At 62.2% G+C, this 21164-nt stretch carries 18 protein-coding genes; 7 read left to right on the top strand and 11 right to left on the bottom strand.

Features of this window, described 5'->3' with window-relative positions; all coding sequences use genetic code 11:
- Positions 1-75 precede the first annotated feature (75 nt).
- A complete protein-coding gene (locus GJR98_RS03500; protein WP_151135514.1) occupies positions 76-1815 on the top strand; it encodes an excinuclease ABC subunit C in 1740 nt (579 codons plus the stop codon).
- A 43-nt stretch (positions 1816-1858) separates the two neighbouring features.
- Here GJR98_RS03500 and GJR98_RS03495 read toward each other — a convergent pair whose 3' ends face one another.
- Both GJR98_RS03495 and mdh read right to left on the bottom strand, forming a co-directional pair.
- Positions 1859-2785, bottom strand: coding sequence for a CPBP family intramembrane glutamic endopeptidase (locus GJR98_RS03495; protein ID WP_151135512.1), 927 nt, complete (start codon positions 2783-2785; stop codon positions 1859-1861).
- Between the two features lie 198 nt (positions 2786-2983).
- Complete coding sequence (gene mdh, locus GJR98_RS03490; protein ID WP_151135510.1) at positions 2984-3898, bottom strand: malate dehydrogenase; 915 nt, start codon at positions 3896-3898, stop codon at positions 2984-2986.
- Positions 3899-4050: 152 nt separating this feature from the next.
- On the opposite strand from mdh, the gene GJR98_RS03485 reads away from it, so the two are divergent.
- Positions 4051-4707: an Sjogren's syndrome/scleroderma autoantigen 1 family protein gene (locus GJR98_RS03485; protein WP_151135508.1), complete on the top strand. Its 657-nt coding sequence runs from the start codon at positions 4051-4053 to the stop codon at positions 4705-4707.
- A 53-nt stretch (positions 4708-4760) separates the two neighbouring features.
- Positions 4761-5150, top strand: coding sequence for a universal stress protein (locus GJR98_RS03480; RefSeq protein ID WP_151135506.1), 390 nt, complete (start codon positions 4761-4763; stop codon positions 5148-5150).
- Between the two features lie 87 nt (positions 5151-5237).
- Here the strand turns inward: GJR98_RS03480 and GJR98_RS03475 are convergent, their stop codons facing one another.
- The 5 genes from GJR98_RS03475 to GJR98_RS03455 all read right to left on the bottom strand — a co-directional run bounded on the left by GJR98_RS03475 (position 5238) and on the right by GJR98_RS03455 (position 10646).
- Entirely contained in the window at positions 5238-5462 is a 225-nt protein-coding gene (locus GJR98_RS03475) for a hypothetical protein (RefSeq protein ID WP_151135504.1), read from the bottom strand.
- Positions 5463-5609: 147 nt separating this feature from the next.
- Positions 5610-8165 carry a DEAD/DEAH box helicase gene (locus GJR98_RS03470; RefSeq protein WP_151135502.1) on the bottom strand — a complete coding sequence of 852 codons (2556 nt, stop codon included), beginning with the start codon at positions 8163-8165 and terminating at the stop codon, positions 5610-5612.
- A 345-nt stretch (positions 8166-8510) separates the two neighbouring features.
- Positions 8511-9557, bottom strand: coding sequence for an OapC/ArvC family zinc-ribbon domain-containing protein (locus GJR98_RS03465; RefSeq protein ID WP_151135500.1), 1047 nt, complete (start codon positions 9555-9557; stop codon positions 8511-8513).
- A gap of 48 nt (positions 9558-9605) precedes the next feature.
- Entirely contained in the window at positions 9606-9998 is a 393-nt protein-coding gene (locus GJR98_RS03460) for a DUF2073 domain-containing protein (protein ID WP_151135498.1), read from the bottom strand.
- A 6-nt stretch (positions 9999-10004) separates the two neighbouring features.
- Complete coding sequence (locus GJR98_RS03455; RefSeq protein WP_042663592.1) at positions 10005-10646, bottom strand: Era-like GTP-binding protein; 642 nt, start codon at positions 10644-10646, stop codon at positions 10005-10007.
- Between the two features lie 1512 nt (positions 10647-12158).
- Here GJR98_RS03455 and GJR98_RS03450 point away from each other — a divergent pair.
- A complete protein-coding gene (locus GJR98_RS03450) occupies positions 12159-13754 on the top strand; it encodes a Cdc6/Cdc18 family protein (protein WP_151135496.1) in 1596 nt (531 codons plus the stop codon).
- A 39-nt stretch (positions 13755-13793) separates the two neighbouring features.
- Here GJR98_RS03450 and GJR98_RS03445 read toward each other — a convergent pair whose 3' ends face one another.
- Complete coding sequence (locus GJR98_RS03445) at positions 13794-14582, bottom strand: S26 family signal peptidase (RefSeq protein WP_225316410.1); 789 nt, start codon at positions 14580-14582, stop codon at positions 13794-13796.
- 145 nt (positions 14583-14727) lie between these two features.
- On the opposite strand from GJR98_RS03445, the gene GJR98_RS03440 reads away from it, so the two are divergent.
- On the top strand, positions 14728-16284 hold the full coding sequence (locus tag GJR98_RS03440; protein ID WP_151135494.1) for a DNA-directed DNA polymerase II small subunit: 1557 nt from the start codon (positions 14728-14730) through the stop codon (positions 16282-16284).
- Between the two features lie 105 nt (positions 16285-16389).
- Here GJR98_RS03440 and GJR98_RS03435 read toward each other — a convergent pair whose 3' ends face one another.
- Entirely contained in the window at positions 16390-16818 is a 429-nt protein-coding gene (locus GJR98_RS03435) for a hypothetical protein (RefSeq protein WP_151135492.1), read from the bottom strand.
- A gap of 184 nt (positions 16819-17002) precedes the next feature.
- On the opposite strand from GJR98_RS03435, the gene GJR98_RS03430 reads away from it, so the two are divergent.
- Both GJR98_RS03430 and GJR98_RS03425 read left to right on the top strand, forming a co-directional pair.
- Positions 17003-18181 carry an aspartate kinase gene (locus GJR98_RS03430; RefSeq protein WP_151135490.1) on the top strand — a complete coding sequence of 393 codons (1179 nt, stop codon included), beginning with the start codon at positions 17003-17005 and terminating at the stop codon, positions 18179-18181.
- Positions 18182-18392: 211 nt separating this feature from the next.
- Complete coding sequence (locus tag GJR98_RS03425) at positions 18393-19739, top strand: tryptophanase (RefSeq protein ID WP_151135488.1); 1347 nt, start codon at positions 18393-18395, stop codon at positions 19737-19739.
- 39 nt (positions 19740-19778) lie between these two features.
- On the opposite strand, the gene GJR98_RS03420 is transcribed toward GJR98_RS03425, so the two are convergent.
- Entirely contained in the window at positions 19779-20438 is a 660-nt protein-coding gene (locus GJR98_RS03420; protein ID WP_151135486.1) for a metallophosphoesterase family protein, read from the bottom strand.
- Positions 20439-20507: 69 nt separating this feature from the next.
- Complete coding sequence (locus GJR98_RS03415) at positions 20508-21080, bottom strand: IMP cyclohydrolase (protein ID WP_151135484.1); 573 nt, start codon at positions 21078-21080, stop codon at positions 20508-20510.
- Between the last annotated feature and the right edge of the window lie 84 nt (positions 21081-21164).

Below are 21164 nucleotides of genomic sequence, written 5' to 3'. Positions count from 1 at the left end.
TGACACGAAAGTCGCCGGAACCGCAGCAACGGGGACGCGTCAGCCTCAAGCCGTTCGCGAAGTAACCACCGGCAGATGGACGCAGGTGCGGTCAGAGAGCGGGCCAGCGAACTACCGTCTGACCCCGGCGTGTACCAGTTCGTCGACGGTGAGACGGTTCTCTACGTCGGGAAAGCGGTCGATATCCGCGCTCGCGTCCGGTCGTATGCAGACCCGCGGTCCGAGCGCATCTCCCGGATGGTCGCCCGGTCGGAGAGTATCGACTTCGCCGTCACGGACACCGAAACACAAGCGCTCCTCCTCGAAGCGAACCTCATCAAGCGCCACCAGCCGCGGTACAACGTCCGCCTCAAGGACGACAAATCCTACCCGCTCGTCCAACTGACGAACCACCCCGTCCCGCGAATCGACGTGACGCGCGACCCCGAAGACTCCGCGACCGTGTTCGGCCCATACACCGACAAAGGGCGCGTCGAGACGGTCGTGAAGGCCATCCGCGAGACGTACGGGCTTCGCGGGTGTTCGGACCACAAGTACGCGAATCGGTCGCGTCCGTGCCTCGACTTCGAGATGGGCCTCTGTACCGCACCGTGTACCGGCGAGATCGCCGAAGACGCCTATCGCGACGACGTCGAGTCAGCAGTCCGGTTCTTCGAAGGCGAGACGGGTGTGCTCGCCGACCCACTCCGTCGCGAGATGGAGGCGGCCGCACAGGACGAAGAGTTCGAACGCGCCGCCAACCTGCGTGACCGACTCGACGCAGTCGAATCGTTCCACGGCGCTGGTGAGGCGGCCGTCTCGTCGCACTCCGACGAGCGGGCGATAGACGTTCTCGGCGTCTCACTCCGCGGAGATTCGGCCACCGTCGCCCGTCTCCACGCCGAACGCGGGCAGTTAGTCGACAGAACGCGCCACCACCTCGACGCACCGGAGGGCGAAGACCGAACTGCTGCCGTCCTCTCGGCGTTCCTCGCACAGTTCTACGCCGAACGCGAACTCCCCGACGCGGTGGTCTTGTCCGAACATCCGGACGACCAAGACGTCGTCTCGTGGCTCGAATCAGAGGGTGTGAGCGTCCGCGTTCCCGGTGCCGGCCGCGAAGCGAAGCTCGTCGAACTCGCGTTGAAGAACGCCCGGAGGCGCGCCGGCCGCGACGATGGCCTCGCGACCCTCGCCCGCGAACTGAACCTCGACGTCCGCCGCGTCTCCCGCATCGAAGGCTTCGACGTGAGCCACGCGCAGGGCAAATCCGTCGTCGGGAGCGACGTGTGTTTCGTCGATGGGAGTGCCGAGACGGCCGACTACCGCCGCCGGCGACTCACGGAGCGAAACGACGACTTCGCGAACATGCGCGAACTGATTCATTGGCGAGCGACTCGAGCCCTCGAAGGCCGCGATGACCGCCCTGACCCCGATTTACTCCTCATCGACGGCGGGAAAGGCCAGTTGAACGCCGCCCTCGATGCCCTCGACGAGACTGGGTGGGGCGTTCCAGCGGTGGGCATCGCCAAAGAGCGCGAACTCGTCATCACCCCTGACCGAACCTTCGACTGGCCGGACGACGCGCCACATCTCCACGTCCTCCAGCGAGTTCGAGACGAAGCACACCGGTTCGCCGTCCAGTACCACCAGACGCTCCGCGACGAGGTGAAGACCGTCCTCGACGACGTTCCGGGTGTCGGGCCGAAGACGCGGCGGGCACTGCTGACGCGGTTCGGAAGCGTCGACGGTGTCCGCGAGGCGACGCTGGACGACCTGACGGACGTGCCGGGCGTCGGCCAGAAGACTGCCGAAGAGCTGAAACGACGGCTGTAGGCCGAAGAGCTGAAACGACGGCCGTACCGTCTCGCCCCGACGGTTACGTCGCGAACACTGGCGACCGAATCAAGAGAGCCACAGCGACGACTGCCCACGGGATGGCGACGACAGCGCCAACGACGGTCGGACCAAGGAGTGATGGCGCACCGGACGTGGCGAAGATGAAGCCGATTCCCGCGAAGGCGTTTATCATCCCGTGACCGAGGGCTGCAGGCCACACCGAGTCGGCACGGAGCGCGACCCACGCGAGGAACGTCCCTGTCGCCGTCGTCATCCAGACCATCGCCAGAAACCCGGTCCACGGCGCACCGACGTAGTCGAATCCGTAGTTGTAGCCGAGCGCGATGAGCGGCCAGTGCCACGCCCCCCAGATGACGCCCAACACGAGGACGGCGCGACGAGGGCCCAGTGGGAGGAGTTTCTGTAAGAGGTACGCCCGCCAGCCGAGCTCCTCTCCGAAGGCGAAGACCGTGTTCAGCGTCGCGCCGAGAACGAGCCCCTGGAGGAGCTGTACGACCACGACGAGTCCGAGTGGTGCACCGGCCGGCAAGACGTCACGAAACGCCGACGCGTTGGGGTCGAAATATGCCGGGAAAGCGGCGAAGAACAACACCGTCCCAATCGCCGTCAGCAGCCCCGGGACAAGCCACGCGAGGAGGTAGGTTCTGGCGTTCGACCGAACCGCAGGCCGAATCCGCATGTCGTCCCAGCCCTCATCGGTCACGAGGCGGGTGACGACGTTGGCGACGGCCGGCGAGAACATGTAGAACGTACTGACGAGGACCAGCCACAGTGGCAAGCCAAAGGCGAGCTGCGGGGAGTTGGTCAAGCCGCCGGTGGCGAACACGACGAGCGCAGTCGCCCCCGCGAGCCCGAAGGCGACGACGAGGAAGATGAAGACGCGACGATGCTCGACCGAGTCGGTACGGGTGTTCGACCCCGTCGGGGCGTCTCCAAAGGTAGCCATACGTGAATTATCGACTGGTGGTGAGAAAACGATTGGCCCGGAACTCGGTGGGAAAAACGGGCGACTCGGTACTCGATGAGCAGAACACGAGTGACTCGATGAGAGGAACGCGAATGACTCGACAGAGACACGTGTGTCGGCGGACGTCGAGACGAAGCAACCGCGAAAAAACTCGTGTCGGAGCGAAAGCCGGCCGGCTTACGCGATTTTGTTGTACTGGTCGCGGAGCTTCTCGGCGGCGTCGTCCATGAGTTCGGCCTCGTAGTCGTCGAGGTCCCACTCGACGACCTCTTCGATGCCGTTGGAGCCGAGTTTGACGGGGACGCCGAAGGCGGTGTCCTCGTAGCCGTACTCGCCGTCGAGGACGAGCGAACCGGGGAGCACTTCGCCGGTGTCGTGCAGAACGGCTTCGACCATGTGAGCGACGCCCGTCGCCGGACCCCACTGGGTCGCGCCCTTGCGCTCGATGACGTCCATGGCGGACTCCTTGAGGTCGCCGAGAATCTCGTCCTTCTCGTCGGCGGAGAACGCAGGGTCGTTGCCGTTGACACGGACCTTCGAGAAGACGGGGACCTGCGCGTCACCGTGTTCGCCGAGGATGGTCGCGTCGACGTTCTTGACCGGCGCGTCGAAGCGCTGGCTCAGGACGTAGCGGAAGCGTGCGGAGTCGAGACGGCCACCGAAGCCGATGACTTTGTGGCGGTCTCGGTCGCCCGTCTCGTACAGGTGACGGTTGAGCAGGTCGACGGGGTTCGACGTCGTGATGGAGACGAAGTCGTCGTTGTACTCTGCGAGCGAGGAGCCGATGTCGTCCATGATGGGGGCGTTGTCGCCCGCGAGGTCGATACGAGTCTGACCTGGCTGGCGTGGGATGCCCGCCGTGATGACGACCACGTCGGACCCGGCGGTGTCCTCGTAGCCACCCTGCGTAACGACCGTGTTCGAGTCGTACGCGATGCCGTGGTTCGTGTCGGCCGCCTGTCCGACCGTCTTGTCTTCCATCTTCGGGATGTCTACGAACACGAGTTCGTCGCAGACGTCACGAAGCGCGAGGTTGTATCCAGCCGCAGCGCCGACAGTGCCGGCCGCGCCAATCACGCTAACTTTCGTCATACCACATAAACGACGCTGTGGATTCCGAGTAAACGTTTCGGAACGCGCACCGTGGCACTGTTTGTCGATTCATAATTCGACAGTCGTCGAACTTACCGACACGCTCGGCCCACGCCGTGGGGTTTTTCGAGGTTCGCGGCGTCCAGACCCACATGAGCGAGTTCGACAAGGAGGCAGAACGTCAGCGACTTCGGGAGAAGTACGAGCGAGACGAAGAGAAACGTCGCTCGACACAGCGGATGAGCGAGTTGCTCCTGAAGGGCGCGACGATGACGAACAAGCACTGCGACCAGTGTGGCGACCCCATCTTCCGTTACGACGGACAGGAGTTCTGTCCGACCTGCCAGACGCAGGGACAGGCCGCCGCGAGCGCGGACGAAGATGCCGAGAGCGCCGCCGAAGCGGTCGCAGAAGCGGAGGCGGCACCGGAGACTGCTGAGGCAACGAACGAACAGCAGACCGTCGCCGAACCGACGACTTCCGCCGATGCCACGTCGACACCGCAACCCGGCAACGGCCAGACAGAGGCTGTCCAAGAACAAGCGCAGGCCGCCCGCGAGTACACGCCACGCGACGTCGGCGAGCAACAGTCGTCGGGGCGCCGGGCACAGTCCGGTGGCGTCGACAAACGGAGTTCGTCGGCCCGCCAGACTGCGTCTGGCGACGTTTCGGGTGCGCGCGAGTCCCTCGTTCGAACGCTGACGTGGGCCGCAGAGCAGGCAGAGTCGACCGACGACCCGCGTCGTGCGAAGGAGTTCCTCGCTGCCGCACGTGAGGCGGCCGAGGCGATCGCCGCGCTGGACCGATAGCCGACGACCACACCGACGGGAGAATTTACGCCTCCGCGGACCCTCCCATGCGTATGCAGATTCTCATTCCCATCGACGGCACCGACGCCAGTCAGCGCGCCCTCGACTTCGCCATCGACATGGCTGTCGGCATGGGAGCAACACTTCACGTCGTCCACTTCACCAACAACGAGACAGATGCCACTGACGCGATTATGGACGACGCACGCGAGCGCCTCGTCGCGTCGGACGTCCCAGACGAACCGGAACTGACGACCATCACGGTAGACGTGTGGAACGCCGACCGAGTCGGAGAGGAGATTCTCGCCACAGTCGCGAAACACGGGTACGACCACGTCGTCATGGGTCACCACGAAGACGGCCCCGTCGAGCGCGCGGTCTTCGGCAGTGCTGCAGAGACGGTCCTCCGTGCAGAAGCAGTCCCGATGACCGTAGTCCCCTGAGCCAAAATCTGCCGACACCGTCGGCTCTCGAACGGCATCGATAGTTCGGTAAAATGCTGAAGTGGTTCCTCGAACCACCGAGTGTGCTTACGCGACGCCAGCGGTGCGCTGGGTCTGTTCGACAGGAGTGAATTCGTCGTCAGTCGTCACGAGGTAGTGCGAAGTCTGGACGAACAGACTGCGCTCGTCGACGCGCTCGTCTCCGTTACAGAAGATGTCGCGGTCGTCTACGTGGCAATCTTCGTGTTGTGGTTCGCCGTAGAATGCGCGCTGTCCCGTCGTGGCGTCAGTGGTCGAGGAAGAGTTACTCATGTTCGAGTAGTAATTTAGTGGCGAGCCATATAATGTTTTCTTCGGTACAACAATAGTGACCAATAGCGACGACTGTCGCTCCAGAGTTTCGTTCGTTCTCGGGAGAAATTGGTGTTTTTGCGGGACGGCGCAGGAGAGTCGTGTTGCTCAGCGGTACTCAGACCCGACGACTTCACGAATCCGTTCGGCGGTGACCTTCCCGACGCCACGGACGTCCTGCAGGTCGTCTTCGTTCGCCGTCATCACCGCTTCGACGCTGCCGAACGCTTCGAGTAAGGTCCGCGCAGTCACGGGACCGATGTCGGCGATGGCGGAGACGACGTACTCCTGTTGCTCGTCGAGCGTCTTCGCGCTCTTTCCGCCGTGGACGCTCACGCTTCGTTCGCGGTCTGTCTGCTCGCGTGTCGCGATGGTGGCGAGCATCTCGGCGGTGTCGTCTTCGTCCTCGGTGAAGAGGACGCTCACGCCGAAGTCCACGGCGACAGACGAGAGTGCGCCGCGAATCGCGCCGGGGTGGATGTTCCGCTCTTCGTAGAGGCCTCTTCCCTCGACGATGAGTAACGGACGGGCGTAGTGTCGTGTCAGGTCGGCGATTTGCTCGAACAACGAGCGGTCACCACCGGTCAACGTGTCGAGGAAGTCAGAGACGCTCTTTCGTTCGACTGCGACGCGGTCCGAGAGGATGTAGTCGCCGACGGCCAGCGTTTCGAGTCGAGTCGTGAGGTCGTCACGTTTCGAGAGCGTCCGCGCGATGTGGGAGTCGAGTTCGCGCTGGTCGACGACGATTTCGACGCCGTCGTCGGACCCGGCTTTCGCAATCGTGCCTGCGTTGGTGTCGTCGTCGCTGTTTTCGGCGTCGTCACTCCCGTCGGCAGATTCGGTCTCACCTTCGGATTCTCCCTCGGCCTCGTCGTCGGGTTCGGCCCGTGCCAGTTGCTCGTCAGAGGGTCCGAAGTCTGCGAGGCCGGACTGCCCGTTCGTTGCGCTCGCCGTGGCGACTGATTCGGTACCGTCGGCGGCGTCGGCGGCATCAGCGGACGGCGACGCAGCGCTTTGCCCAGTTTCCGCGGTCGCCGCGCCATCGACCCCTGCGTTTCCGGTGGACTCGCCACCCGAGAATTCTGCGAGGTCACGTTGAGAGTGGTCGAGTTCGGCCTCGATTTCAGGCGCGGCACCCTTCAGTTCACGAAGTTCGTTCTGCATCGTCTTTTCGCGGCGGCGTGAAATCCAGAAGTACGCCTCGTCACGCGTGTCCTCGGCGAGGAGGACGACCACGCGCCCGTCGGCTTGGCGACCAGTTCGGCCTTTGCGCTGGATAGAGCGAATTGCCGTCGGCACAGGTTCGAAAAAGAGCACGAGGTCGACTTCCGGCACGTCCAGTCCCTCTTCGGCGACAGACGTGGAGACGAGGACTTCGAACTCCCCGCTGCGGAATTTGTCGAGCGTCTCCTGCTGTTCTTTCTGAGACATCCCGTCGGACCCCTCGCGGTCTCCCTGTCCGACGAATCGCTGGACGGAGAAGTTCTCCGAGAGGAACTCCGTCAACGCCTCGGCAGTGTCGCGGGACTCGGTGAACACGATGACGCGTTCTCCGTCGTGGATGCCGAGTGTCTCGGCGAGGAGGATTCGCGTCTTCCGAAACTTCGGGTGGAGACCGTCGAACGACTCTGCTTTCCGCATCGCTTCGCGGACCTTCGGTTCGGCGACGAGTCGCTGACTCGCCTTCGACGCGCCCGACGAACGGGCCGCGTTCCGCTGGCGTTCGAAGTAGCGTCGGACGGATTCGACCGACTGCGTCTCGACGAGTTCGACCGCTCGTCGGAGTTTCATCACCTCCGCGTGCGTGGACATCCCCTTGTACCCCTCCGACTTGTCCGCGTTCATCAGTCGCTGGAGTTCCGCTCGCATCCTGTTGAGGTCTTTTTGCGAGACGTCGGGTTTGGTCGAGCGCGCGACGCCCAACTGCTTGAGTTTCTCCAGTCGGTCGGTGATGACTTCGTTGAGCGCGTCGCGTATCTCCAGAATCTCGTCGGGGAGTTGGATACGGTTCCACTCCACGTCCGTGTCGTGCGTGTACTCGTCGACGTCGGCATCGCCTTCGGTCATCACCTCCACGTCGGCGATACCGAGGTTCTCACAGACTTCGAGGATGGCTTCCTCGTCGCCGCCGGGCGAGGCACTCATCCCGGTGACGAGTGGGTCTGCCGCGTCGGCGTGGTATCGCTCTGCGATGTAGACGTAGGCGTAGTCACCACTCGCGCGGTGACACTCGTCGAACGTGAGGTGCGTCACGTCACGGAGGGAGATTCGGTTCCCGATGAGGTCGTTCTCGATGACCTGCGGTGTCGCGATGATTATCTGGGCTTCTTCCCAGAGTTCGGCCCGGTCGTCGGGTCGAACGTCACCGGTGAAGACCACGATTTCGTCGTCGGGAATGGTGAGGGCCTCACGGTAGAAGTCGGCGTGCTGTTGGACGAGTGGTTTCGTCGGGGCGAGGAACAGCGACTTGCCGCCGACTTCGTACAGTCGCTCGGCCGTGACGAGCAGACTGACCGTCGTCTTCCCGAGACCGGTCGGCAGACAGACGAGCGTGTGGTCGTCGCGCGCGGCGCCTGCGAGTCGAATCTGGTAGAGCCGTCGCTCGATGAACGACGGGACGAGTAGCGGGTGGTCGACGTACGCGACGTCCTCAGAGGCCGGCATCGATTGCGATTACGCGCCCTCGCCGATAAGGGTTCGTAGAGCACGGTGAAAGTGAAGTGAACTGCCGCCCGTTGCGTCGGTGACGAACGTCACCGCGCGACGTCGGCAGTGTCGGGGTCGTCTGGTCGCGGTTCGGGGAGTGACGCTCCAACGAGCGCCGCCCACTCGGCGACTTTGGTACTAGTATACGGGTTGGACATAGCGCTTCCCCAAGCAAATATACTCTCAGTGACTGTATATAATGATTGTGCCCATCAGACGGCTGGACCGTTCGGTCCACACGAAATTGGGGGGTTCAGCCGCGAGTGAGCGAGTAATCAGAGGAGTCGGACGCGAGTGAGCGAGTCAGTCTTCTCGCGAACCGGGGCCCCACGAGTCGGGGACTTCGATGACGTACCGACCGTCTTCGCGAAGTGAGATGATGTACTCGTCTCGGTCGTACAGTTCCATCAAGTTGAGTTCGTACTGACCGGGGTTGACGATTTTGATGCTCTCGAACTGGTCGTTGAGTTCCTCGCGGAGTTGGTCGAGGTTTGGTCGCTCCTCAGAGGAGGGTTCGATGGCCGTCCCATCGACGTCTGGCGGTGTGTCGGTTGGAGCGGTCGTGTCGGATGAGGCACTGCTCGGTGGAGACGTGTCCGGTGCGTCAGCCGTCTCGTCGCGGTCCGACGGAGTCACACCCGGTTGCGTCTGCGGTTCGGAGTCGCGGCGTTGCGCGTCGAGCGCCGCGAGTTCTTCTGGGGTGACGACGTCGCTTCGAGCGCTCTTCTGGGAGTTGTCCTCGTCGGTTTCCCGTGCGCGAATGTGAGGACTGTGGTCGCTCGACGTATCCGTTTCCGACACCGTCGGTTCGCCTGCAGCGGTGTCGGTCGTGGCGTCAGACTCCGCCATCTTGTCGGGGGCGCTGGGCCACTCGCCCCATCCTCGGGACGACGGGTCGCCTGTTGGGTCGTCCGACGGTTCCGTCGAACTGCCACTCGGTGAGTCGCTTGCGGGTACACTCGGCGAATCGTTCGCGGGTGTACTCGGTGAGTCAGTCGAAGACGCACCTGGAGAACCGGCGGGACCGGCGTCTGCGGCCGGCTCGGGGCCTTGCTTGGAGTTCACCCAGTCGCTGACCGTTACTTCTTCGTCACCGGTGTCGGGGCGGGATTCGGTCGCTGCCGCCCGTTCACGGACGGCGTCGGCCGCGGACGACGTCAAGTCCCGCGTTCCGGCGCCGCGCTGCGTGTGAGTGTCGTCACTGCCGCCCGCGGTGGTCCCGGCGGGACCGCCGGAACTGGACGCGGGCTTGAACTGGAATTTGTTGCCGCCGCAGTTTGGGCACCCCGAGAGCATCTCTTTCGAACCGTCGGGGAACACCTTACTGCACGTCGTGCATTGATGTGGCATTGATAGATGTGGGCGCCGGATGGCGCGTGAAGGTCGTTCGTGAGCCCCCTACTTCCGCGAGACGAGCGCGCTAATGAGGTTCTCGTCTTTGTGGAGCGTTTGAATCTGGTTCGCCGGACCGATGACCGTGAGTTTCTGTGTCGATTGCCGACCCATGAGTCGGTCGAGGAAACTCTGGTCTGCGGTCTGCGAGCGCGGATACGTCTCGATCTCGATGCCGTTGAACTCGTCGGGGCTTATCTCAGCCATCGTCACTTCGATGAGCTTCGACTCTTCGTCGGGTGAGAGCCCCTCTTCGAGGATGACGATGTTCCCATCACGAACGCCGTCGAGGATGAGACGAATCTTCTCCATGCTCGTGAGGTTTGCCATCCTGTTACCACTGAAGAGGTCTATCTGGACCCCGCCAGAACCGTTTTCGGACGCCGTTGCTTCAGGCATGGTGAATCACGCGAAGTACTCCGCTATTTTGGCGTACACTTCGTCCATGTTCTCTCCCTCGAGTGCCGAGAGTTCGACCGTCTCGTGTTGCGGGTACGCGTTGGCGATACGCTCGACGTTCGACTCTTCGAGGTCGATTTTGTTGGCGAAGATGAGCACCGGCAGGTCTTGGCTCTCGATGATCCCGATGAGCATCGTGTTGACCTGCGAGATTGGGTCTTTCGTGCTGTCGAGGACGTAGATGACGCCGTCGACGTCCTCACGGAGCCAGTGCATGGCTTCGGCGACACCTTCGGTCGCTTCGCGCGACCGACGGACGGCGTCGTCTTTCTCCATGTCGTGTTCGAGGAACTCCTTGTAGTCGACCTTCGTCGTGACACCCGGCGTGTCGACGATGTCGATGGTGACTTTCTTGCCGTTCCGTTCGATCTCCACGTTCTCCTTCCGTCGTGCGCGACGGGTCTCGTGAGGGATGTGGCTCTCGGGACCGATTGCGTCACCGGTCCAATCACGGGCGATACGATTTGCGAGAGTCGTCTTCCCGGCGTTGGGCGGGCCATAAATACCGATCCGCTTCGGCTCGCTCTCCGAAAAGAGCCGGTCGACGACTCGTGAGATGCTGTCTCTTAGATCTGTGAGCAGTCCCATCCTGGGCCTCCCGCACCTCCCGAACTCGTCGTGGAGGGCGTATGGAGGTATCACCCAACCGGACTCACTTAAGCACTACGTCAGACACTAGTCAGTTTTCAGATACAACGGCAGAAATTGAATTCCCCGTTTGTTCGGGTCGAGCTAGTCGAAACCACTCGTTTTGGTGCCGCTCAGGCCTTCGCTCGTGTCCAGACCGGTAATTCGGGTGTCGGTGATATTCTTGTTCCTGTGCGTGCGCAGTGCGACTCCAAAATCAGACGTTTATCGAACGTGTATCGAGCATTTAGTCGGTGTGTACGCGAGTACCGGCCGGACACCCACTCCGCTTCGAGTGGAAGCCGGTCTGTTTCGTGTGGGCGCCAATCTCACCCGGAGTCGACAAGAAAGCGATGTGGAGAGACGGAGCCACAGCGAGTGGAGCGAAGTTGGATCCATCCTGTCGGTGGCGATGGACTAGAAACAATCGGGGGTCAACACCCCCACCCCTTCGTTTCAGGTGGAACGGGCCGAAGGGGTGGGGCGGGGGTAACCGCTAGACGGCGTTCGGATGTTAATTCTAGCATCCAACCCCACAATAATAACGCACTTTTCTCTACTACGGTTATGGTTGCACATTTCGTGTAATAAAACCACCTGCTTCTAGAAACCCCTGAGACCCCGGGTCCACCTTCGAGCGACTCCACCCGAAACGAAGGGGTGTGGGGCAATCGACAACCAAGGGTTTCCCGTCGAACTGGAGAATCGGGACTTAATTGCACAGGAAACGAGGGGGTTAATCCACCGAGAGAACACTTCTCTCCAGCGAATTATTCGATAGACGATTTTCGCCGATTGCACACGAAATAGAGGGGTCGGCCACGCCAATTTTTCGCGTCGGCCTCCAGACAGACCTTCCAACTCGACGACTCCCCCACCACGAGACGACAGTTCTGTCGGCGTCGTGAGATCGAAACTCAGTGAAGAACTCGCTGAACACGCGTCACCGACCGACGAGTTCGCAGTGCGCGCGGTTTCGCGTCGACGTCGACACTCTCGGTCTTCGTCGCGTTCACTCCCCCACCCTTTCGGGTCCACACACCACTCACCCCAACACAACTGACTCCCCTGTGGACTTCTTCAGCTGAGTGTCTCGTTGGCTCGGTCTCCACACAAGTGTGGTAGCGCACCCTGTCTGGTTCTGGTGGCATCCTATTGGGTTGCCGTGACGTTCTATCAGGCTGTCGTGACGTGTTCTCAGACTCACCTGCCCGATTCATTTGCCCGATTCACCTGATTTCAGAACAGACGGCTTCTCGTGTCGAAATCGTTCCCGTCCCTCGATTTTTGGCTGTTCGACGGGGTGACGAGTCGGAGAAGTAAGATTTTTGTACCAACTGTTCGTTTGGTTCCTTTGCATCATCTGGAAGCGCCTTCTGTGGCTTCACGAGTAGATGCCGGATATCGCCGGCCTCGTACTCTCTCTATGCCGTTTTGGGCGTCCGTTCCACTTGAAACGAAGGGGTATACACGATGGGCGAGGACGAAAATTCACAAGGTGGTAACCGACGAGAAGAGGCGGACGACACTGCGCGTAACGGAGACGCGGAGTCGACCGACGTATCCGCCGAGGATATCGATATCCAGGCGAGTATCGGCCCGGATACCGAGGTTCCGGACGACGTAGACCAGCACAAAGACCCCGACGTGGGACTCGACAAAGTCGTCTTGAACGACGACGAGGGGTCGAAGGGTCTGTTCGACGACCTTCTCGCGGGAGAACCAATCTTCGAGAACAAAGAGGTGCTTCGCCCCTCGTACACGCCACACGAACTTCCCCACCGTACCGACCAAATCAACCAGATGGCGACGATTCTCGTCTCTGCACTTCGGGGCGAGACGCCGTCGAACATTCTCATCTACGGAAAGACCGGGACCGGAAAGACCGCGAGCGCGAAGTTCGTGAGTCAGGAACTGGAGTCCACCTCCCAGAAGTACGACGTCCCGTGTGAAGTCGAGTACATCAATTGCGAGGTGACGGACACGCAGTATCGCGTGCTCGCACAACTCGCGAACAAGTTCATCGAGAAGAACTTCGAACGCATCGAAGCCGAACTCGACCGACTCGACGAGATGCGCACGCGAGCGACCGAAGACCCGAACGCGCTCGTCGACACGCCGTACGACTCTATCGCGGAGATAGACGAACGCGCAGAAGAGTTGGAGACCGACGCCGACGAGATGGAGACCGTCCCGATGACAGGGTGGCCCACCGACCGCGTCTATACGACGTTCTTCGACGCCGTCGACTACAAAGAACGGGTGGTCGTCATCATGCTCGACGAAATCGACAAACTCGTCGAGAAATCGGGCGACGACACGCTCTACAACCTCTCTCGGATGAACTCGGAACTCACCAACTCGCGTATCTCCATCATGGGTATCTCGAACGACCTGAAGTTCACTGACTTCCTCGACCCACGAGTCAAGTCGAGTCTCGGTGAGGAGGAGATCGTCTTCCCCCCGTACGACGCGAACCAACTTCGCGACATTCTCCAGCACCGCGCCGACGTGGCGTTCAAAGGCGGCGCGTTGACCGACGACGTCATCCCGCTGTGTGCTGCGTTCGCCGCACAGGAACACGGTGACGCCCGCCGTGCCCTCGACTTGCTTCGGACTGCCGGTGAACTCGCCGAGCGCGGACAGGCCGACACGGTCGAAGAGGCGCACGTCCGACAGGCACAGGACAAGATAGAACTCGACCGCGTCGTCGAAGTCGTCCGGACGCTCCCCACGCAGTCGAAAATCGTCCTCTTCGCTATCATCCTCCTCGAGAAGAACGGCGTTCGCAACATCAACACCGGCGAGGTGTTCAACATCTACAAGCGCCTCTGCGAGGAGATCGACGCCGACGTACTCACACAGCGTCGCGTGACCGACCTCATCTCGGAACTCGACATGCTCGGTATCGTCAACGCTGTCGTCGTCTCGAAAGGACGCTACGGCCGAACGAAGGAGATCAGTCTCTCAGTCCCCATCGACGAGACCGAGGCCGTCTTACTCACCGACTCGCGCCTCGGCGACATCGAGAGCGCGCAACCGTTCGTGCAGGCGCGGTTCGACAACTGAACTGAGACAGAGACGACTCGCGAGAAAACTTCTGACTCCTTACGCCGCGAGCGAGCGCTGTGCGTCGTGTACCGGACTGGTGGGTTCGGTGAGCGGCGTGGTCTGTTCGAAGGGTGCTAGTGGTTGCTCAAAGGGTGCTACTGTCTGCTCGAAGGGTGACGGTGTCTGCTCCATGGGAGCCAGTGCCTGCTCGACTGGAACCGGACCGATTGGTGTCGTCGTCGACAACGTGCTCGCGAGGGTCAGCCGGACCCAGCCGAGGAACGGGATGCGGATGCGGGCGACACCTTGGACCCACTCAGGTCGAACCGGCTCGCTGATTCCACTCACCTGGTCGTAGCGCGGGTTGTTGTCTCCCTTGGTGATGAACCCGGAGTACTCGGCTGGACAGTTGGCGAGCTCGGCACAGCTATCGGCCGACACATACGCTGGGTTGGCTCTGTCGTACCAGTTTTCACCCTCTTCGACCCAGAGCATCGCGCGATGGATGATCGGTGGTCCGCCGACACCCGGGTTGTCGTAGACGATGACGTTTCCGTTCCCACCGAACGTCCGATAGCCGACCGCTGCACCGGTCTCGGCGGTGACGACGGACGTTCCTTCGATGGCCGCGTCGGGGGAGTACCGGTCTGGGCCGGTGATGAACACGAGGTCACCTTTGTGCATGTGTGGTTCCATGCTTCCGCTCTCGACGGCGACCATCGGGGGCCAGACGCCACTGATGGCGAACAGAAGGAAGCCGACGGCTACCACCGTGAACGCGCTTATCAACGCTTCACGGATGAACAGCAGTGGGCCATCGTCCGCCGTTCGGAGGCGTTTGAGCAACCCTTCGTCGGGGTCAGGGCCACCCCGTGGTTTTCCGGGGACCGGGGGACCGTCGTCGGCACTCATCACCTCCAATTTACCCGGACTGGGTTTCAACGTTCTGGGTTTCGGCACCCTTTTTGCTCCGCTCCGCGGATTTCGGCGTGTGCCACTGGAGACGCCGGCGCGCATCGTCCGGGCACTCGTCAGTCGCGGCTACAACGCCGAACGCGAGGCCGTGACGCTCATCGCTGGGTCGGACGACCCGGGTGTGACACTCGCCCAGGTCGTCGACTCGGTCCCGGACGACGCGCTTCGTATCACTGCTGACCACGTCCGCGAGGTGCTCGCGTCTGCACCCGCCGCGGACCCTCCGGGAACTGCGGCCCCGAGTGCTGCCGCTGCGACAGACCCCTCTGTTTCCGCTGCAACATCGGGAGAGGGGTCCGAACCTGTTGGTAAATCGACTCCAAACGAAGCGAAGGTCTCGGCAGGTGGGCGAACGACAGACCCCACTCTTCGGTCGCTCGAAATCGCGAACGACATGACCGGCCAGTCGACCGGAACTGGCGAGTACGACGACTTCGTGAAGGTGTTCCGCGACCGGTACGAGAAACTCTCGAAGATGCTGCGCGGGCGCGTCAACCACCGTCCGGCGAAGGCCATCTCCAAGATGTCTGGTGGCGAGGATGCCGAACTCATCGGTCTCGTCAACGACGTTCGCTCGACGAAGAGTGGCCACTGGATTGTCGAACTCGAAGACACGACCGGGACGTTCCCGTGTCTCGTGATGAAGGACAAAGACATCGCGTCGTACGTCAACGAACTCCTCTTAGACGAGTGTATCGCGGTGCAAGGGACGCTTTCGGGCGACGCGGGTATCCTCTTCGTCGACTCGATGCACTTCCCGGACGTTCCACGGGGCCACAGGCCGAACACTGCAGACCGCCACGTGCAGGCGGCGCTCATCTCGGACGTCCACGTCGGCAGTCAAGAGTTCATGGCCGAGGCGTGGAATCGGTTCGCCGATTGGCTTCACACCGAGGAAGCAGAGCACGTCGAGTATCTGCTCATCGCCGGTGACATGGTCGAAGGTGTCGGTGTCTACCCGAATCAGGACGAAGAACTCGACGTCATCGACATCTACGACCAGTACGAGACGTTCTCGGAGCACCTCAAGTCGGTTCCGGGCGACCTCGACATCGTGATGATTCCGGGCAACCACGACGCGGTTCGCCTCGCGGAACCACAACCGGGATTCGACGACGAACTTCGCGACATCATGTCCGCCCACGACGCCAAAATCACGAGTAATCCATCGATGGTCACGCTCGAAGGCGTCAACATCCTCATGTACCACGGTGTCTCGCTGGACGAGGTCATCGCCGAACTCCCCGCGGAGAAAGCGAGTTACGACGAACCGCACAAGGCGATGTACCAGCTACTCAAAAAGCGCCACGTCGCCCCGCAGTTCGGTGGTCACACACGTCTCGCCCCCGAAAAACTCGACTACCTCGTCATGGAAGACGTGCCGGACATCTTCCACACCGGCCACGTCCACAAACTCGGGTGGGGCAAGTACCACAACGTCCTCGCGGTCAACTCCGGCTGTTGGCAGTCACAGACCGACTTCCAGAAATCCGTCAATATCGACCCCGATTCGGGGTACGCACCCATCGTCGACCTCGACACGCTGAACATGACGGTCAGGAAGTTCTCCTGAGTTCAGCGTGTGTGTCCACGCCTCTCAGAGGGCGTATCTGACGCACCGACTGCGGACGACTGAACCCCTTCGCTTCCACTCGAACTCTCGTTTACCCTCGGTCGGTTACACCGTGTCGGAGAGTCGATACCGAACCGTCGGATAGCCGTCGAACCGCGGTCCGTCGCTGACCTGTTCGAACCCGGCGCTCGTCACTGCCTCGCGGAGCGATGGTTCGGATTCGAGGACGAGAACTTCCACTGGGAGTCCCTCTGCGCTCGCGAATCGGAGTGGTTCTTCGAGGAGCCGACGTGCCGCATCATCGGTTCCGTCGAGACGAGTGATGTGGACGACGCCGTCTCGAACGTCGAACCCGACGAACCCGAGAATCGGTTCGTCCGCCGCCGGGGCGTCCGCGTGTGGGTCGGCACCGGTGTCGTCCGTCGCAACACGAACGGTTCGATGCCGTATCAACCGACGCATCGCTCGTATCGGCGCGTTGGCGACGGCGGCGAGCGCCTCAGCGTCGGAGTCGACGGCGTCTCTGACTTCCATGCTTGAACGTTCCGCTGCTTCGTTGATAAACCTCCGCACCGAGAGAGCGGGTAGGGACCGTCTCGCACCCGGATTTCGGGATGTCGGCAACGGTTGAAAAAGAGGACATAGTTATACGTCCCCCCGCGTTAGCCCCTCGCATGATTGAGCACCAAGCGTCGAAGCGCAGCAATCCGGAGGAACGATGCGCGTAGTCGCGAAGTTCGGCGGCACCTCTCTCGGGAGCGGTGACCGAATCAACCGCGCCGCAGATTCCATCGCGGCGGCCGTCGAGAAAGGACACGAAATCGCCGTCGTCGCCTCCGCGATGGGGTCGACGACCGACGACCTCCTCGACGAAATCAAGTTCGAGGCGGACGACAAAGACCGCGCAGAAATCGTCTCGATGGGCGAACGGACGAGCGTCCGGATGCTGAAGGCGGCCCTCACGGCCCGCGGCGTCGACGCCCTGTTCGTCGAACCCGGCGCAGACGACTGGCCGGTCATCACGAACGACCTCGGCGAAGTCGACGTCGAAGAGACCCAGCGACGCGCCGCCGAACTCGCCGAGGAGTTAGATGGCGTCGTCCCGGTCATCACGGGCTTCCTCGCACAGAACCTCGAAGGCGAGGTCACGACGCTCGGCCGCGGTGGGTCCGACACGACCGCCGTCATGCTCGGCAAGTACATGGACGCCGACGAAGTCGTCATCGTGACCGACGTGGAAGGCGTCATGACGGGCGACCCACGGGTCGTCGAAGGTGCGCGAAACGTCGGCCGTATCACTGTCGACGAACTCCGGAACCTCTCGTTCCGTGGCGCCGAAGTCGTCGCGCCGTCTGCGCTCTCGTACAAGGACGAAGACCTCGACGTTCGTGTCGTCCACTACCAGCACGGTGACCTCCTCACCGGTGGGACGCTCATCGAAGGTGAGTTCCACAACCTCATCGACATGCAAGAAGAACCGCTGGCCTGTCTCACCGTCGCGGGCCGAGCGATTCGGAACCGACCGGGCATCCTCGCTGACCTCGCTGTCGCGCTGCGCGACGAGAACATCAACGTCGACTCGGTCGCCTCGGGGATGGACTCCATCACGATGTACGTCCTCGAAGAGTCCGCCAATCAGGCCGAAGCGGTCCTCCACGACCGTGTTGTCGCCGACGAGGCACTCTCTTCTGTCACCGTCGAAGACGACATCGCCGTCATCCGCGTCACCGGTGGCGAACTGCCGAACCGACCGGGCGTCATCCTCGACATCGTCCAACCGCTCTCTGACGCCGGCATCAACATCCACGACGTCATCACGTCGGCGACGTCCGTCGCTATCTTCGTCGCGTGGGACGACCGCGAAGACACACTCGAAATCATCCAACAAGAGTTCTAATCCGACTGCTCGTCCCCGAGTGGGACGCTTTTCTCGTCGGTGACGACCCATCTCTTCTGTCCTGCGCTCGACCAGTCACGACCCTCGCGAGTGGTGTTCAGTAGACCGACAGCACCGATGTACAGTGTCGTCCACAAACGCCGGGAAACGCTCGCAGTCCCCCGTTTTTCCGCCTGTACTATTCTTCACACTCGCGGGTGTGTTTCGGAGTATGCGCTCGTACAAAGCGAAGATGGTCGAACCCATCGAACTTCCCTCTCGTGAAGAGCGAGAGGCCGCCCTCGAACGGGCAGGGTACAACGTGTTCAACCTCGACGCTCGTGACGTCTACATCGACTTACTGACGGACTCAGGAACGGGAACGATGTCTGCCGAGCAGTGGGCCGCGATGATTCGCGGTGACGAAGCCTACGCCGGGAGCGAGTCGTTCGCGAGACTCGCCGCGTCCGTCCACGACGTGATGGGCTTCGAGTACGTCATCCCGACGCATCAGGGACGTGGCGCAGAGAACGTCCTCTACGGCGTCCTCCTGGAGGAAGGCGACGTCGTCCCGAACAACTCGCACTTCGACACGACGCGGGCACACGTCGTCAATCAGGGCGCAGAACCCGTCGACTGTCCGTCTCCGGCCTCCCGTGACCCGAACTCGAACGAGAAGTTCAAGGGGAACTTCGACATCGACGCGGGATACGCGCTCGTCGAAGAGGTCGGCGAAGACGCGATTCCGGTCGTCGTCCAGACGATTACGAACAACTCTGTCGCTGGCCAACCCGTCTCGATGGCGAACATCCGCGCTGTCGCCGAGTTCGCCAACGATATCGACGCGCTGTTCGTCATCGACGCCTGCCGGTTCGCAGAGAACGCACACTTCATCAAGGAACACGAGGCCGGATACGAAGACTGGAGTGTCGCCGAAATCGCCCGCGAACAGTTCGCCCACGCCGACGCTATCACGATGTCCGGCAAGAAGGACGCCCTCGTCAACATCGGCGGGTTCACCGCCATGCGCGACGAGACGGTGTTCGAACACGCCAAACAGCGAGCGATTCTCTTCGAAGGCTTCCCGACGTACGGTGGGCTCTCGGGTCGCGACATCGAGGCGATGGCAGTCGGCCTTCGTGAAGCGGTCGCGCCGCCGTACGTGACTGACCGAGTCGAACAGGTGGCCGAACTCGGTGACTTGCTGTCCGAAGCAGGAGTCCCCGTCTACCTCCCGACCGGTGGGCACGCAGTCTACCTCGACGCGAGCGAGATGTTCCCGCATATCCCGAAAGAGCAGTATCCGGGACAGGAACTCGTCTGCGCGCTCTACCTCGAAGGCGGTGTCCGCGGCGTCGAACTCGGCGGATTCGCGTTCCCGGGAACTGAGCGCCCGGACCTCGTTCGCCTCGCACTGCCGCGGCGGACGTACAGTCGCGAACACCTCGAACACATCGCCGAGACGGCGGAGAAGGTCATGGAGACGGCCGACGAGTACCACGGCCTCGAAATCGTCGAGGAACCGCCGATGAAAGAACTTCGGCACTTCTCGGCGAAACTCGAACCGGTCTCGAACTGAACTCTCTCGTTTGCGTTTTTCCCGCGCGCTCCGTTTCGCTCAGCGTCCCTCGTAGAGTCGGGTAGCGATTCGCTCTGGAAGGCCGACGTCACGAACTCGCTCGGCGACGCGGTCGATGTCGTAGCCGACTCGGTGTTCGTCGACGGTCATGGTGTCGAGGTCGACGACGGCGTAGGCCGCTCTCGGGTCGCTATCACGGGGTTGGCCGACGCTTCCCGGATTCAATACGATTCCGTCGTCGTAGACGGCGTGTCCTTGCACGTGGGTGTGGCCCAACACGAGGAGGTCTTCGTCCGAGAGGAGCGCAGGTGAGAAGTCGTCTGGGTAGGTGTATCGGTCTGGGTCGTCCGGGTGTCCGTGGACGAGTTTGACGCGCCCATCGGCGACGGTCTGTCTCGCTGGGAGCGATGCGAGCCAGTCGAGCGACGCCGGGGAGAGTTCGTCGCGGGCGAAGTCGACGCCTGCAGCAGCGAGACTGTTGAACCGAAAGCCGGTCCCAGCGGTGACTGCCCGGTCGTGATTTCCGGAGACGGTCGGGACCGACCGTTCTGAGAGAACTGTCACGCACTCGTCGGGCCACGGGTTGTAGCCGACGACGTCGCCGGCACAGACGATGCAGTCGACGGGTGGCATGTCCGCCAGAACGGTGTCGAGTGCTGGGAGGTTCCCATGCACGTCCGAGATGACGCCCAGACGCATAGCTGACACTACGGTTTCACGAGTGAAAAGTTGGTGGCCGAGGTCGGAGGCGACGTGGGCCGTCTCGACTTACTCGCCGTTGTAGAAGGCCGTCTCGACGTCGTCGCCGACGGTCGTGGCGGCGGCACAGACCGCGTGTTCGAACTCGTGGTCGTAGAGTTCGCGGGCGGCGTCAGCGGCGCTCTCGGCGCTCAGGTCGAACGCTCGTGGAGCGTCTTCTTCGTAGGTTGCGACGAGCGTCGGTTCGTCGACTTCCGTCACGATGAGGGCGTCTTTGCGGACGATGCCGATGTAGGCTTCGTCGGCACCGACGACGCCGGCGATGCGCGGCGTGTTGTAGTCGTCTTTCTCGTAGTCGAGTGCGAGGAGAATCTCCGCGAGGGCGTCGCGGGGGGTGTAGCCCATGTCGAGCTTCTCGGCGATGGGGTCGACCTGCGACCCGTTGCCGACGACGACGTACGAGCCGCCTTCGCGGACACAGTTGTAGGCGATGTAGGGGTTGTCAGTCTCCGGGGCGTCGGGCGTCGGCCCGACGGTCAGGGTTCCGTCGCGCTCGACGACCTGTCGATTCGGGAACGACCGAGAGGAGACACGATAGGCACCGATTCCGGGACCGACGACGACGAATCGTCCGACGTACATACACGACAATGGATAGAACGAGGGCAAATAGTTGGTGGTTTATGCACGTCCATCCGTCGGAATGCGAACGCATGACACGGCAAC

It is taken from the genome of Haloferax marinisediminis, assembly GCF_009674585.1.
Lineage (GTDB): Archaea > Halobacteriota > Halobacteria > Halobacteriales > Haloferacaceae > Haloferax > Haloferax marinisediminis.
The sequence above is the reverse complement of the archived record's forward strand: the minus strand, read 5'-3'. Positions and strand labels throughout refer to the sequence as shown.

Coding starts and splice junctions, on each gene's coding strand:
- GJR98_RS03500 (WP_151135514.1), top strand. CDS start 76: ATGGACGCAGGTGCGGTCAGAGAGCGGGCCAGCGAACTACCGTCTGAC.
- GJR98_RS03495 (WP_151135512.1), bottom strand. CDS start 2,785: ATGGCTACCTTTGGAGACGCCCCGACGGGGTCGAACACCCGTACCGAC.
- mdh (WP_151135510.1), bottom strand. CDS start 3,898: ATGACGAAAGTTAGCGTGATTGGCGCGGCCGGCACTGTCGGCGCTGCG.
- GJR98_RS03485 (WP_151135508.1), top strand. CDS start 4,051: ATGAGCGAGTTCGACAAGGAGGCAGAACGTCAGCGACTTCGGGAGAAG.
- GJR98_RS03480 (WP_151135506.1), top strand. CDS start 4,761: ATGCAGATTCTCATTCCCATCGACGGCACCGACGCCAGTCAGCGCGCC.
- GJR98_RS03475 (WP_151135504.1), bottom strand. CDS start 5,462: ATGAGTAACTCTTCCTCGACCACTGACGCCACGACGGGACAGCGCGCA.
- GJR98_RS03470 (WP_151135502.1), bottom strand. CDS start 8,165: ATGCCGGCCTCTGAGGACGTCGCGTACGTCGACCACCCGCTACTCGTC.
- GJR98_RS03465 (WP_151135500.1), bottom strand. CDS start 9,557: ATGCCACATCAATGCACGACGTGCAGTAAGGTGTTCCCCGACGGTTCG.
- GJR98_RS03460 (WP_151135498.1), bottom strand. CDS start 9,998: ATGCCTGAAGCAACGGCGTCCGAAAACGGTTCTGGCGGGGTCCAGATA.
- GJR98_RS03455 (WP_042663592.1), bottom strand. CDS start 10,646: ATGGGACTGCTCACAGATCTAAGAGACAGCATCTCACGAGTCGTCGAC.
- GJR98_RS03450 (WP_151135496.1), top strand. CDS start 12,159: ATGGGCGAGGACGAAAATTCACAAGGTGGTAACCGACGAGAAGAGGCG.
- GJR98_RS03435 (WP_151135492.1), bottom strand. CDS start 16,818: ATGGAAGTCAGAGACGCCGTCGACTCCGACGCTGAGGCGCTCGCCGCC.
- GJR98_RS03430 (WP_151135490.1), top strand. CDS start 17,003: ATGCGCGTAGTCGCGAAGTTCGGCGGCACCTCTCTCGGGAGCGGTGAC.
- GJR98_RS03425 (WP_151135488.1), top strand. CDS start 18,393: ATGCGCTCGTACAAAGCGAAGATGGTCGAACCCATCGAACTTCCCTCT.
- GJR98_RS03420 (WP_151135486.1), bottom strand. CDS start 20,438: ATGCGTCTGGGCGTCATCTCGGACGTGCATGGGAACCTCCCAGCACTC.
- GJR98_RS03415 (WP_151135484.1), bottom strand. CDS start 21,080: ATGTACGTCGGACGATTCGTCGTCGTCGGTCCCGGAATCGGTGCCTAT.